This is a genomic window from Acinetobacter sp. WU_MDCI_Abxe161, from assembly GCF_025514355.1.
Lineage (GTDB): Bacteria > Pseudomonadota > Gammaproteobacteria > Pseudomonadales > Moraxellaceae > Acinetobacter > Acinetobacter pittii_E.
This window is the reverse complement of record NZ_JAHPTU010000002.1, coordinates 321,640-336,234: the sequence shown is the minus strand read 5'-3', so window position 1 is coordinate 336,234 and position 14,595 is coordinate 321,640. Positions and strand designations below refer to the sequence as shown.

The window sequence follows — 14,595 nt, the reverse complement described above, 5'->3', positions numbered from 1 at the left end:
AGGCTAGCGTACATGCTAGCCCGAATAGAATTTAAGCAACGGCTTGGGTTAAATCGACCTTGCCAATTCCGGCTTGACGCATCGCATCATGAATTTCTTGCTCAGCACCATCAGCGAGTGGAAGCAGTGGCGAACGCACAGTGGCATGGTCCAAAATTCCTCGAGCAACCAATGCATGTTTAAGCGCGACCGTACCTTCCATGTGTGAACCGCGGTGATAGACATTGCGAGTCACTGGTAATAGTTGATCGTGAATGGCACGAGCTTTGGCGTAATCTTTAGCTTTACCTGCTTTAATCATTTCAATTAACAGTTCAGGGGCAATGTTGCCATAACCAACCAATGCACCGTCTACATCAAACATGGTGTGAAGCAAATATTCATCGTGGCACGTCAACACCTGTAAGTCTGGGCGTTCACGGCGAATAATTGGAATTTCAACATCCCAGCGGCGCATGTTACGTACACCATTTTTCATGGCAAACACGCCTGGCTGTGCAGAAATATCGAGTAGAGTTTCTAGGTCGTAAGTGGCCTTAGTGGCATCTGGATATTGGAATAAAATAGATGGCAAACCACTTTCTTCATAAATTGCTTTATAGCGGTCTTGTGGTGCGCCTTTTTGATAACCAAAACGTAACCAGCCATGTGAAGGGTAAATCAAACCTGCCGAAGCACCTGCACTCACTGCACGTTTTGCTTCTTCTGCTGCAACCGAAGTACCTTCGAGTGTAATACCTGCGATTACCGGAATTTTGTCATCTACCGATTTAACAAAGCTTTCGATGACCTGCATTTGTTCTTTTTGCGACAAAAATGTTCCTTCACCTGCATGCCCAAGAACAACCAAGCCCTTCACACCATCAATGCTGCCTAACCATGAACCTAAACGTTGAATCGCATCATGGTCTACTTGTCCGTCACGGGTAAAAGGAGTCACAGGTGCTGGGGTTAATCCACGTAAATCTAAACTCATAATCGTACTTCCTATACAGTGTAATTAAATATTCTCTGGTTCTTAATCTGACTTAAATCGTGTTGTAGAGAACATGATTGGAGTATAGAAATTGGTGAGCTATGTAGGAATTACCAATTCTTGAATTTCAGTTATACTGAAAATGTATGGCTCAAAATGCTGCCTATGACGGTTTAGGAAGAATCGATGAATTATGAATTATGGAAAATATTTTTAGACGCGGTGGAACTCGGTAGCTTAAGCAAAGTCGCGATGCTGCATAACACCAACCAACCGCAAATTAGTCGGCAAATGAACGAGCTTGAGGCGCAATGCGGTGGCCGTTTGTTTAACCGAACTGGACGCGGTGTAGAACTCACCGATTTAGGCCAGCATTTACTTCCTAAAATTCGTTCATGGTTAAACGTGACCGACCAACTTAATAATGAAATTTTGCACTCGACCGATACCCCAATTGGTACGGTTCGCATTGCTAGTTTGCCGTCTACTTCACATCCGTTGTTATCGACCCTCTATAAAGTGCTTCAACAAAAATATCCCTTAATTAAACTCTCGGTGCGTGAGGGGCAAGGGGTGCATTTAGAAAAATGGCTTGAAGATGGCAGTGTCGATTTAGCTATTCTCTATCGGTTTAACCCGACGCCTAAACAAGGCGATGTTTATCTTACCGAAGCCGATACCTATTTGGTGGGCTGCGAAGGAGATGCGCTCACTCAGGCAAATGACGTCGACTTTAAAGCAGTAAGTGAGTTACCGCTGGTCACGTTTTGCAGGCCAAGTAACTGGCGCAATTTTTTAGACCATATGGCTTATGAAAATGGGGTTGAGCTGAACATTGTGTTTGAGGCTGACTCGATTAGTTTACAAACCCATTTGGTTGCCGAATCTCGCATGTATACCATGCTTGGGCCGCAAGCGTTAAAGAAGGCCAGCCAATACACTTCAATTCAAGCCGCAAAAATCGTTAACCCCGCACTCAAGCGCTATATTTCTTTGTCTATTTCTAAACATGGCTATTTAACACCTGCGTGTAAGGCAGTGATGGAAGAAATTAGAAATCTTGCTGATTTGCTTTAAGGCACTGGTATGTTTAAGAACGACACTGTTGCATAGTGCGCATCATGGTTTTTACAAAGTCACGCGGTACTTCGGGGCTTTGTAAACTTAAACTTCCAAGTTTATTCATAAGCTTAGGAGAGTATTGGCGTTCTAAACGGTGATAAATACATGTGCAGCTTGTACGGCTATGTCCGGCAGCAATGCATTTTGAGTAAAAGTCACGGTGTGCATGACTTTTATAGCCAGCAGAGGCAACTGATACAAATAATAATCCACCCAAAAAAACTAAAAAATTATAAAAAGACATATTCCTTCTCGTCATTGTTGTTTTCTTTGTCAATCACTTAGCACTACAGCCATTTGTGCAAAATATTGGCGAAACTTGCGGCTTCATCATAGTCAGAACAGTTTTAGAGGTCAAATTGATTTGCGGATGAGAAGCGTTTAATGTTTTAAAAGTAAACAATCGTTATTGTTGCTGTTTTGAAGACAGTGTTGCGACATTAAACCCTCTATGTTTTTACATGCTTTTTTGTTTTTATAAACGCTTTAGTTTTGATTTGTTTTTAAATATTTAAAACATCTTTGTACTGAATTAATGACTTTAAAATAATAGGATGCAGCTTATGCCTGATACCTCAATGCAACAAGAGAAACAAAGTACTTGGGCCATATGTCGAGATCCTGTTTTGCTGACCATGGTGGGCGGGGCAATTGACACCATTGGCTTTATTGCATTGTTTGGTTTTTTTACCGCGCATGTGACGGGGAACTTAGTGTTGGCAGGCGCTGCATGGGTTAAAGGCGGCTCAGGTCTATGGATCAAGCTCGCCGCTATCCCGCTATTTATTTTGACAGTAGTGATTACCAAACTGTTAATTGACCGCAGTCAGGTCAAGCATAAAACGCTGTCTTATTTATTTTTATTTGAAGCCATTTTTCTATGTGCCTTCATGGTTGCAGGCCTTTATTTCGAGCCATTTAAAAATCCGGACGCGCTAACAGTTGCAGTGACAGGCGGACTAGGTTTAATTGCTTTGGCTATTCGTAATACTTCTAGCAAAACGCTCATTAAAAATATTAGCCCAAGTACCATGATGACCGGCAACACCACGCAGCTCGGGATTGATATTGCCAACTTGCTTAAAAACAATAATGCAGCTAATCGGGCTAGTTTTTTAAAAAGCGCCAGTATTGTGATTGGCTTTGTCATTGGTGCTTTCTTGGGAGCGGTACTCTATGTCTATTTTGATTTTTGGAGTGTAGCGCCGTTTATCTTACCCATTTTGTATTTTTCATATTTAGCTTCACAGCAAAAGTTTAACCAAGCTTAATGAGAAAAAAGAATAAATTAGCCTGAATTAAAATGAGTTCAGGCTTTTTTCGCATTAAAGAAAAACAGAAGCTGAGACAAAATTGTTCGTTCACTGCTTTACAGGCATAATGACCAGATGGGGAATACATTCGATTAAGGAAGGCACAATGACAAAGTCTTACCATTATTTAGTGATAACAATAATGGCTTTGCTCAGTGGCTGTCAGGTTATTCATTTAAAAGAAAGTAATTTAAGCAATGCTTTAAAAAGTAAGAATGAAAGTATTCTGACCGATGGTACCTTAAGCCATCAAACTCAAAACTTACTGTATTTGGTCAAAGAAGACGAAAAGTCTTGTCTGCAAAATTTTGATGATTGTTTAAATAAAATTCAAAGCTTGTCTGAAAATAGCAGCCGAGAAGAACGTTATGCTGCGCTGAGTGAAATCTATTTAGCCAAGGCTTTAGATGTTGGGCGTAGCGGCCAGTGTAATGTCATTAATAAAAGTAGCAGTTGTATTGAGCAAGAGTTAGCGCTGTTTGATAAAAGCTTGCGCTATAGCTATGTCTATTTATTTGACTCTGAAGAGTCACCGTTCGATCGGGTATTTGACCATCGCCAAAATCAGGTGCGTATTTTTTATAACGTTGCCTTGTCGAAGCTCATGACCACGTATTTTAATCATTTAAATACACATCGTTTTCCACCGCTGCTGAAAGCAGACGGGCATGAGTACCATATCAATTTTGACCATGCCGTAGATGTACAAAAAATTGAAGTCGATACTTTTCGCTCAAGCTATAACATGAACTTTTCTGGCTTTAATACCGTTAACCGTAAAGATGGTTTAGGGGCAGAGTTTATTGTTGGGCGTAAAGAAAATGATGTAAATCATGGCTTCATTTTAGACCCTGATGCTTTTTATGCTCAGCAGAATAATCCGAACATACATTTACCACGCTTCTTTCCGGTTACGGCTATTGCTTACCCTAAACAAAAAGCCACAGCAGATCAGGTTATTGCTGGGGCAGAGTTAGAAATTGCGATGTTTGATCCATATCGACAAGACCGCGTAAAGGTTGAAGGTGTGGACTATCCGCTCACTGCTAACTATTCGGCGCCTTATGGGCTTTGGCTGTCGAAATATAATTTAGGTGCAGCAGGCTATTGGTCTTTAATTAATAAAGAAGCTAATTTGATCATGCCGCATTTATATATGCTGGAACCTTTTAACCCAAATAAGAAAATCATTGTGTTTATTCATGGTTTGGCGAGTAGCCCCGAGGCTTGGGTGAGTTTAACCAATGACATTATGGGCGATGCCGAATTAAGACAAAACTATCAAGTTTGGCAGGTGTTTTATTCAACCAATATGCCGATTTTTGAAAGTCGTTTTCAGATTTATTCATTGTTGAATCAAGCTTTTCAAAGCGTTGCCAAATACAGCTATGCCGCACATAATGCCGTGCTGGTTGGGCATAGTATGGGCGGAGTGATTAGCCGTTTACTAGTAAGCGATGCTGATGTTTCAGAGCAAGCCATACAAAAAATGAATGAAGCGCAGTTAAACCGTTTAAAAGAAAATCCGGTCATTCGGGAGCGCTTTCAGTTCAAAGCTTTACCTTATTTTAAGCGGGTTGTTTTTGTATCGGCACCGCATCATGGTACAGACTACGCTGACCGTTGGTTTACCCAAATTGCACGCCGTATTATTCGTTTGCCTGCTGACTTTTTTATTGCGGTCGAAATGAGAGATGAGAAAAACACAAAACTCAGAAAGGGCTTAATTGAAAATGGGGCGAGTAATTTAAGTCGTTCTTCTAACTTTATGCAGCTTACCCAAGCCATTCAACCATCGCCACAAGTGGTCTACCACTCGATTATGGGCAATATCGATGGCACGACTGATAAGTTAAAAAGCAGTGATGGGATTGTGCCGTATCAAAGTTCGCATTTAGGTGGTGAACAGTCGGAACTGATGATTAAAGGTGGACATTCGATTCAAACTAGCCCTGAGGCAATTTTAGAATTACGCCGTATTTTACGGTTGCACTTAAAGCAGTCTCAGTCTTCAAAATAGAAATTTTTGTTTTTAGAAAACCACTGCTGAACTGGTTCAACAGTGGTTGAAATGATTAATTTAGCTGGTTTTGATTGAGCGATTTTTTATGCTCAAAATAGCTGATTGAAAAAATAACTAAGCCGACCAAATACAACACACCAGACAAGAATAATAAGTCTAATCCTGCGGCATAGAGCAACCAAAGTGCATAAATTGAAGCGACGCTTGCAATCGCAATATGCGGCGTGCGTTTGTGGCGAATGGATTCTTTAAGATAAAAAGCTGACACCAGAAAATAAGGCAGTAAAATCATGACCGATGAAATCAATAGAAGCTGGGTATAGTTTTTATTGAAAAAATACACGGCAATGAGTGAGCCTTGTACGACAAGTGTTGTTAGCCAAAGGGATGAAATGGGTACATTGTTCTGATTATTCTTTAAAAATATTTTAGGGAATGCACCATTTTTTGCAGCCAAAAAAGGAATTTCAGTAGCAAATAACGTCCAGCTTAAATAAGACGATGCAACTGAAATAATCAGCCCGATGGTAATAATAATGGTACCTGGCAAGCCGATCAGTTGCTGCAAAATAGTAGCCATAGATGGGTTGTGCATGCCAGCAAGCGCTTCACGACTGACTACACCGTAAGCCAGTACCGTCACCATGACGTAAAAACTTAACGCCAGTAACACACCTAAAATGGTCGCTTTACCAATGTCATGACGTTTTTTTGCACGTGATGATAAAACCACTGCACCTTCAATACCGGTAAATACCCAAAGGGTAATCAACATCAGGTCTTTCACTTGCTGCCAAAGTGGAACTTGCAAAGAAAAGTCATGTAGGTTGAGTTTGAACAAATCAAACTTAAAGGCAATGAAAGTAAAGAAGATAAAAACCACCATTGGAATGATTTTGGCAATGGTTGCCAGTAAATTCACAATCGCAGCTTCTTTAATGCCTCGGCTTACTAACCAGTGTACCAACCATACAAAAATGCTTGAGCCAATCAGCGAGTAAAGCGTATTACCTTCACCAAAAATAACGTGGTCTTTGCTGTCGGTAAACATGCCGACGCCGGAAAAGGCAATGACGACATAGCCGACAATACCAATGGTGGTACATAACCAATAGCCCCAAGCCGAGCAAAACCCAATCAGGTCTCCAAAGCCTTCGCGCGCATAGTTATAAATACCGCCATCTAGATCTGGTCGTTGGCGGGTTAAATGCAAAAGCGTGAGGGCCAAGAAAATAATGCCGACTCCGGTAATGAGCCATGCAACAAGAAGGGCAGAGCCGTTGGCAACCTGAGCCATATTTTGGGGAAGGCTAAATACGCCTGACCCCACCATAGAGCTAAATACCAGCGCTGTAAGAGACAACAATCCAATTTTGGCAGCAGACATGGTATTTATTCTTTAAAAAATTGAGAAAGTTCAGCAATGTGTTCTGGGCCAATACCGCAGCAACCGCCGACTAGGCTTGCACCTGCTTGCTGCCATTGTTTAGCAAAACCAAGATAAGCAGGCGCATCTAGGTCTTTACGAATTTCATCAAGACCATCGTTGGCAGTAGCACTTTCATCTTGCGGCGGGAAAGCGTTGGCATAGGCACCAATTTGTACAGACTCTGGAATAAGTCCTTTAATTTCATTAATCGCTTGCAAGATCACTTCAGGTTGGCAGCAGTTAAACAATACGGCTTTGGCATTTGATTGTTTGATGAAATCAGCCACTTGTTGCATGTTTTCGCCAGAACGAAGTAGTGCTTGTTCTTGTTTAATTTCATCTTGCAGCGTAAATGACACCCAATAGTCTTTACCATCTTGTGGCAGTAACGCATGCACTGTTTCAACTTCTTTTAAGCATGACTGGGTTTCTGCGAGCCAAAAATCTACTTCTGGCGCCAAGGTGTTAATGATGGGTTCAGCAAGGTTTTTAGCTTGTTCAGGTTGGAACAAGTCCGCACGGTAAGAACCAAATAACGGTGGTAAGCAGCCAGCAATTTTGACATTTTTGCCGCTTTCTTTAACTGCATTTTTTGCTTGTTCAATAGCAACTTGAATTAAACGCACGCCGTCAGTTTCAAAGCGTTCTTGACCAATATGAAACGGTACAACAGCGTAGTTATTGGTGGTAATAACTTCTGAACCAGCGTTAATAAAATCGAGATGTACTTCTTTTACTGTTTCAGGGGCTTCAATGAGTGCGAGAGCAGACCACTCTGGTTGACGAAACGGAGCGCCACGGCGGGCTAATTCACGGCCTAAACCGCCATCTAAAATTTTCATAAATTACAACATAAAGGGAGAAACATAATTCAGCTAATCTAGCGTGTAGATGAATCGTGTTCAATCGCTAATATGCTCGATATATTTCTAAATAAATTAGATTGTTATGAATAATTTTTCTTAAGAGGAATTCTGTAAACGATGTTCAGTTTTACTGATGAACTTCATGTGAAACTGAAAATATTTTTATTTAAAAATACAGAATAAAAAATGATCTTATAGCGCGCCATATTGTTGCCAGCTTTCACCTGTGTGCTGCGTTTTATAATAGGCTTGAAGTTGTTTGAGCTGTGTAAAGTGTATGCTACACCAAATTAATAAACTAAGTAATATTAGAATCTTAGATAGAACGCTTACTTTTTCTAGGCGAGCAAAAGCCAATAAAACAAAAAACAGGGCAGGTAAAAATATAAAGAATTGAACAGGGGAGAAAAATAGATGAGCCGTGCTGAAATATAACGCGGTAGCACTGATGAGCAGATTTAAAACAGCACATAGCTTTTGATATTTACCGAACTTAAATGCATAAGTTGTTATAACAAATAACAAGGCTGAGCTGACGTAAATTGCTGTACCGCCAATCATCCACATATAAAACCCGCTTAACAAAAGATAAGCCAGCAGCAAAACAAGCATGAGCTTAAAACCAAATGACAAGAGGCGAGATGATGAGTTTAAAGGCGTCATAGCAAATCTAAATATCTCAAGTGAGGGCTTAAAACTCCAAAAGGACGAATCGAAATTCATCCTTTTGGAGTTTTAGTTATACATCGTCAAACTTAGTTTGCTTTTGCAACAGGAGCAGCAGCAGTTTCATCGTTTGCAGCTTTGAACGGAGATGTATAGTTCAAGCCAAGCGTAGAACTTGTGTACTGACGAACTTTGTCGAGTAACACAGGGTCTTTGCTCAAGTCTTGCTTATAAGACACTACAATTTCATGAAGCTTCTGGTTCCATTTACCTTCAGTTTGCTCAGGGAACGCTTTTTCAAGCAAGTTAAGCATGATGTATGGAGAAGTTGAAGCACCCGGAGAAGCACCTAGCAATGCAGTTACAGCACCATCTTTAGACGCAAAGATTTCTGTACCGAATTGAAGAGTTGCAGGTTTACCTGGTTCTTTTTTGATGATCTGAACACGTTGACCACCTTGGCTTAAACGCCAGTCTTCAGCTTTCGCATCTGGGTAGTATTTACGAAGTTCATTTAGACGATCTTCATCTGACATCATTACTTGGCTTACCAAGTATTTAACAAGATCAAGGTTTTCCAAACCAACAGTGGTCATTGGTAAAACGTTGCTTTTGTTTGTTGATGCAAGCAAGTCAAGCTGAGAACCATTTTTCAGGAACTTGTTTGAATACGTTGCAAATGGTCCAAACAATACATATTTTTTACCATCGATATAACGTGTATCAATATGTGGTACAGACATTGGAGGCGCACCAAGTTCAGCACGGCCATATACTTTCGCTGTATGTTCTGCAGTAATTTTTGGATTGTCAGTAATTAAGAACTCACCACCAACAGGGAAGCCAGCATATTGTTTCGCTTCTGGTAAACCAGTAAGTTGCAATAATTTAACTGCTGCACCACCTGCACCGATAAATACAAAACGTGTTTTAACGTGATCTACTTTACCAGTTTTCAAATTTTTGAAAGCCACTGTCCAAGTTTTGTCATCATTTTGGCTGATGCCAGTCACTTCAGTTGAAGTCTGTAATTTGAAATTAGGATTTTGATTTAAATGACTCACTAATTGTTTAGTGATTGAACCATAGTTAACGTCAGAGCCAACATCCATACGGGTTGCTGCAACTTTTTGACTAGGGTCACGGTCATTCATCACTAAAGGTGCCCATTGTTTAATTACAGCTGGGTCTTCAGTAAATTTCATGCCTTTGAACAGCGGGCTTTGAATCATGGCAGCATAACGTTTTTCTAAGAATTGAACGTTATCGCCCCAAACGAAAGCAATGTGCGGAACTGGATTAATGAATGATTTTGGTTCAGCTAAAACGCCTTGTTTTACCTGATGTGACCAGAACTGTTTAGCAACTTCAAATTGAGAGGCAACTTTTTCAGCTTTGGCAATTTCCATCTTACCGTTTTTCTCTTCGGTATAGTTCATTTCCATAAAGCCAGAGTGGCCTGTTCCGGCATTGTTAAAGCCGTTTGAACTTTCTTGAGCAACTTGGTCAAGACGCTCATACATACGAATTTGCCAGTTTGGTTCAAGCTCAGTGAAATAAGTACCGAGAGTGGCACTCATGATGCCGCCGCCAACAAGAACAGCATCAACAACTGGCTCATCTTTTGCAGTTTCTACTTGTTTTGACGCAGTTGGTCTAAACAAGAAAACAATACCTGCAATTAAAATAAGAATGATTAATACCAGAAGGTATTTCAAAAACTTTTTCATGTAAGGGGGACCTTAAAATAAGTTATTTGAGTCACTTAAGGTGTGAGGAAACCTAGACAGCGTATCCAGACAAAATGGATATAAATGCGAAAGTGAATTCTCAAAATTCGAGAACTTCGAAAAAAATAAAAATGACTGGGCATTATCGCAAACACACTATATTTTAGACTAATTTTGCATTGACAAGACAATTTTTATAATAAATGGGGTTCATCAAAATCATAAATATGATTTATATTTAACCAAATTGAGTTTTAATAAGATAATTTAAGTTAAATATTTTTATTTAAATAATTGAAAATAAAATAATAATTTAAATTTGATTAAAGTTAAATCACTTGCGGAAAATTTGCCTATAAAAATAGATTAATTTTTATTACATGCCATATTTATGTAAACAAGCTACTCATAAATGCTTATTTTCTGTCATACATCGTTCTTATTAATATTGGCTCTATAAGTTTAAATTAAGAGCATATCTCTGTATAAGAAATATGCCCTTTAAGATTTTATGACGCTACATAGAATGGTGCAGTTGAGCGTGGCAACGCTTCACGTCCACGAATTTGGTCTGCAATTTTCTCGGCAATCATAATGGTAGTTGCGTTTAAGTTACCGGTAATAATAAGCGGCATGATAGAGGCATCGACAACGCGTAAACCATGCATACCGTGTACGCGACCTTGACCATCTACAACAGCCATTTCATCTTCACCCATCTTACAGCTACAAGACGGATGGTAAGCTGTTTCTGCATGGTTACGAACAAAGTCGTCAAGCTCTGCATCAGATTGTAGATGTTTACCCGGACTAATTTCTTCACCACGATATGGGTCAAGTGCAGGTTGCTGCATGATTTCACGCGTGATACGAATTGCATCACGGAACTCGCGCCAGTCTTGCTCAGTCGACATGTAGTTAAACAAGATACTTGGATGCTCAAATGGATCCTTCGATTTAAGTTTGATTCGACCGCGTGAAGGCGAACGCATTGAACCAACGTGAGCTTGGAAACCATGTTCTTTCACTGCATTACTACCGTTGTAATTAATGGCAACCGGTAAGAAATGGTACTGAATGTTTGGCCATGTAAACTCATCCGAACTACGGATAAATCCGCCTGCTTCAAACTGGTTACTTGCACCAATACCTGTACCATTAAATAACCATTCTGCACCAATCGCAGGTTGGTTATACCATTTCAAGGCAGGGTATAAAGAAACGGGTTGCTTACATTTATATTGTAAGTACATTTCCAAGTGGTCTTGCAGGTTTTCACCTACCCCCGGTAAATCATGAACCACATCAATGTCCATTGATTTTAAGAAGGTACTTTGACCTACACCCGAGCGCTGTAAAATTTGTGGTGATGCAATTGCGCCCGCACACAGTAATACTTCGCGTTTAACTAATGCGCGTTGTAAATTGTTTTGGTCAGCACCAATAATGTATTCAACACCAACCGCTTGTTTTTGATTAAACAAGATTTTGTTGGTCGTAGCATGAGTCAAAATAGTCAGATTTGGACGACCTTTTGCCATATCCAAATAACCACGTGCAGTGCTTGAGCGGCGACCTTTTGGGGTAACCGTACGGTCCATTGGACCAAAGCCTTCTTGTTGATAACCATTTAAGTCATCAGTACGTGGGTAACCTGCTTGTACACCTGCTTCAACCATGGCATGGAACAACACATTGTTGTCATTTTTAGGTGTCGCAACGGATACTGGACCATTACCGCCATGGTAGTCATTTTCACCAATATCACGCGTTTCAGCTTTTTTGTAGTAAGGCAAACAGTCAGCATAAGACCAGTTTTCAAGGCCTTTATGAGTTGACCATTGCTCTAAATCCATTGCGTTACCACGGATATAGCACATGCCATTAATTAAAGATGAGCCACCTAAACCTTTACCACGACCACATTCCATACGGCGGTTATTCATGTGTGGTTCTGGGTCAGTTAAATAAGCCCAGTTATAGCGACGACCTTGCAGAGGGAAGGCCAAAGCTGCCGGCATTTGTGTACGGAAATCCAAGCGGTAATCGGGGCCACCCGCTTCTAATAATAAAACGGTGGTATCTTTGTCTTCAGTCAGACGCGCAGCGAGTACATTTCCGGCAGATCCTGCACCAATAATAATATAATCATATTCTTTAATATTCATAACTATCCTTTTTTTACTAACAGTTTGCCTGAGCAATCTATAAAGACTGCTCGGCATATGTGATTTAGGTTGAAGTGTTTAAAGCAATTGAGGCATTAAAAAATGCTTTGATAATCGCCAAGTTCAACTTGAATAGATTTGATACGGGTATAGTGCCCAAGTGTGGTCAAGCCATTTTCGCGGCCTACGCCAGATTGTTTATAGCCACCCACTGGCATTTCGGCAGGCGATTCGCCCCAAGTGTTAATCCAGCAAATACCTGCTTCAATCTGGTGAATAATGCGATGAGCGCGGCTAATGTCTTGAGTGACAACGCCAGCAGCTAAACCAAAGGTCGTGTCGTTAGCACGACGGATGACTTCTTCTTCGGTTTCATAGCTTAAAATGCTCATGACAGGTCCAAAAATTTCTTCTTGAACAATTGCCATTTGGTCAGTGCAGTCGCTAAATACTGTCGGTAATACATAAGCGCCTTTGGCAAGTTCGCCTTCAGTCGCACGTTCACCACCGATTAACACTTTAGCGTCTTGTTGTTTGCCTGACTCAATGAAAGACAACACTTTTTCCATATGAGGGAAGCTAGTGAGTGGACCAAAGTTCGTATCTTCAGCCATTGGGTCGCCAATGCGAATACGTTGTACACGCTCTACAACAGCTTTTTCAAAATCGGCTAAAAGTGATTTTGGAACAAATACGCGTGTACCGTTGGTACATACCTGACCTGAGCTAAAGAAGTTCGCCATAACTGCAATATCTGCGGCACGGTTAAGGTCGGCATCTTCACAAATAATCAGTGGAGATTTACCACCAAGCTCCATGGTCACTTCTTTCAGCGTAGAACCAGCAGCACTTGCCATCACTTTTTTACCGGTTTCCACACCACCAGTGAATGAGATTTTTTCAATCACAGGATGTTCAGTGAGCCACTGACCAATTTCACGACCAGCACCTTGTACAACGTTAAATACGCCGTCTGGTAAGCCAGCTTCTGTATAGATTTCTGCAAGTTTAAATGCAGTAAGGGGAGTGGTTTCACTTGGTTTGAAAATCATGGCATTGCCGGCAGCAAGGGCAGGGGCAGATTTCCATAAAGCGATTTGAATTGGATAGTTCCAAGCACCAATACCGGCAACCACGCCTAAAGGTTCACGGCGTGTATAAAAGAAACTAGATTCGCGAAGCGGAACTTGTTCACCCTGAATGGCTGTTGCAAGTCCTGCGTAGTACTCGAGTACATCTGCACCAGTCACAATATCAACTGTCGATGTTTCGCTATAGGCTTTACCTGTGTCGAGAGTTTCAAGACGGGCAAGCTCATCATTTCGTTCACGAAGAATGTCGACAGCACGACGTAAAATACGTGAACGCTCCATGGCAGTCATGGCAGCCCAGATTTTTTGTCCTTGTTGGGCACTTTGTACAGCAGCTTCAATATCTTGTTCAGAAGCTTGCTGAAGAGTCGCGATTGTCTCGCCGTTGGCAGGGTTAATACTATTAAATGTTTTACCACTGGTTGCTTTAACATAGCGTCCATGGATATACAACTGATGAACTTGTACATCACTCATTTTGTCTCTCCTGCAAAGGCTTGTTCGCAAATTGCAATTGCGTTTGTACATAATCGTAAGCAATGGAACGAGCAAGGTTGCTGTCAAATTCGTTATGACGGCTTAAACTGCCTCGTAACCATAATCCATCAATCAATGCTGCCAACCCTCTAGCGGCAACACTGGCCTGTTGTTCATTCATTAACTTGAGGAAATAAAACTTCAAGTTAGAGTACAGGCGTTGATCATTAATCTTTTGTAAGCGGCTTAAGTCTGGTACATGCATACTTGCTGACCAAAAGTCTAACCAGACCCGCATTGCTTTTTCATTAACCTGACTAATGTCAAAGTTAGAGTCGATAATGGCCTTAATCTGGCTCTCTGGATGCGAATCTGCTTCTGCTCTGTACTGTTCGGTTTTACGACGCAGAACATTTAACATTTCTTGCATACAGGTATTTATCAACCCTTGTTTGTCACCAAAATAATGGCTGACAATGCCGGTCGACAACTCGGCTTTTTTTGCAATTTGTGCAATGGTGGTATTGGATAACCCCACTTCATAAATTACGTCGAGTGCAGCGTTCATGATTTCTTCACGTCGCACATGTTCTGGTTTTACTCTGCGTTTTGTCATGGTTGTCCACATCAGCACTTTTTAGGGGTGCTTAAAATTCAACATGTTAACTTGCAGAGCATCATAGCACTTTTTTATCATACTTGTTATTGATTGAACGTTCAATCAATAACAAGTA

Annotated in this window: 12 protein-coding genes; 3 read left to right on the top strand and 9 right to left on the bottom strand. The window is 40.8% G+C overall.

The genetic code is table 11. The features are described from left to right. Window positions 1-31: 31 nt before the first annotated feature. Window positions 32-976, bottom strand: a complete 945-nt coding sequence (locus KTI78_RS03475; protein WP_000050874.1) for a dihydrodipicolinate synthase family protein — start codon at window positions 974-976, stop codon at window positions 32-34. Window positions 977-1,162: 186 nt separating this feature from the next. On the opposite strand from KTI78_RS03475, the gene KTI78_RS03470 reads away from it, so the two are divergent. Further along, the gene (locus KTI78_RS03470) at window positions 1,163-2,053 is read left to right on the top strand and encodes a LysR family transcriptional regulator (RefSeq protein WP_262445207.1); all 891 of its coding nucleotides are present in this window, start codon (window positions 1,163-1,165) and stop codon (window positions 2,051-2,053) included. 13 nt (window positions 2,054-2,066) lie between these two features. Here the strand turns inward: KTI78_RS03470 and KTI78_RS03465 are convergent, their stop codons facing one another. Beyond that, a complete protein-coding gene (locus KTI78_RS03465) occupies window positions 2,067-2,342 on the bottom strand; it encodes a hypothetical protein (protein WP_224993057.1) in 276 nt (91 codons plus the stop codon). Window positions 2,343-2,661: 319 nt separating this feature from the next. Between KTI78_RS03465 and KTI78_RS03460 the strand changes: the two genes are divergently transcribed. Together KTI78_RS03460 and KTI78_RS03455 are read left to right on the top strand one after the other, a co-directional pair. Beyond that, the gene (locus KTI78_RS03460; RefSeq protein WP_239975531.1) at window positions 2,662-3,369 is read left to right on the top strand and encodes a YoaK family protein; all 708 of its coding nucleotides are present in this window, start codon (window positions 2,662-2,664) and stop codon (window positions 3,367-3,369) included. A 148-nt stretch (window positions 3,370-3,517) separates the two neighbouring features. Further along, complete coding sequence (locus KTI78_RS03455; protein ID WP_262445206.1) at window positions 3,518-5,431, top strand: esterase/lipase family protein; 1,914 nt, start codon at window positions 3,518-3,520, stop codon at window positions 5,429-5,431. A 55-nt stretch (window positions 5,432-5,486) separates the two neighbouring features. Here KTI78_RS03455 and KTI78_RS03450 read toward each other — a convergent pair whose 3' ends face one another. The 7 genes from KTI78_RS03450 to betI all read right to left on the bottom strand — a co-directional run bounded on the left by KTI78_RS03450 (window position 5,487) and on the right by betI (window position 14,477). Continuing rightward, complete coding sequence (locus tag KTI78_RS03450; RefSeq protein ID WP_262445205.1) at window positions 5,487-6,821, bottom strand: basic amino acid/polyamine antiporter; 1,335 nt, start codon at window positions 6,819-6,821, stop codon at window positions 5,487-5,489. 5 nt (window positions 6,822-6,826) lie between these two features. Beyond that, window positions 6,827-7,705: a homocysteine S-methyltransferase family protein gene (locus KTI78_RS03445; protein WP_000697117.1), complete on the bottom strand. Its 879-nt coding sequence runs from the start codon at window positions 7,703-7,705 to the stop codon at window positions 6,827-6,829. A gap of 216 nt (window positions 7,706-7,921) precedes the next feature. Continuing rightward, complete coding sequence (locus KTI78_RS03440; protein WP_262445204.1) at window positions 7,922-8,392, bottom strand: hypothetical protein; 471 nt, start codon at window positions 8,390-8,392, stop codon at window positions 7,922-7,924. Between the two features lie 92 nt (window positions 8,393-8,484). Then, window positions 8,485-10,125, bottom strand: a complete 1,641-nt coding sequence (gene mqo / locus KTI78_RS03435) for a malate dehydrogenase (quinone) (protein WP_016141956.1) — start codon at window positions 10,123-10,125, stop codon at window positions 8,485-8,487. A gap of 509 nt (window positions 10,126-10,634) precedes the next feature. Then, on the bottom strand, window positions 10,635-12,293 hold the full coding sequence (betA, locus tag KTI78_RS03430; protein ID WP_200043790.1) for a choline dehydrogenase: 1,659 nt from the start codon (window positions 12,291-12,293) through the stop codon (window positions 10,635-10,637). 95 nt (window positions 12,294-12,388) lie between these two features. Further along, window positions 12,389-13,861, bottom strand: coding sequence for a betaine-aldehyde dehydrogenase (betB, locus tag KTI78_RS03425; RefSeq protein ID WP_262445203.1), 1,473 nt, complete (start codon window positions 13,859-13,861; stop codon window positions 12,389-12,391). Then, entirely contained in the window at window positions 13,854-14,477 is a 624-nt protein-coding gene (gene betI, locus KTI78_RS03420) for a transcriptional regulator BetI (protein WP_016141953.1), read from the bottom strand. The genes betB and betI overlap by 8 nt, the downstream gene beginning before the upstream one ends. Window positions 14,478-14,595 lie beyond the last annotated feature (118 nt).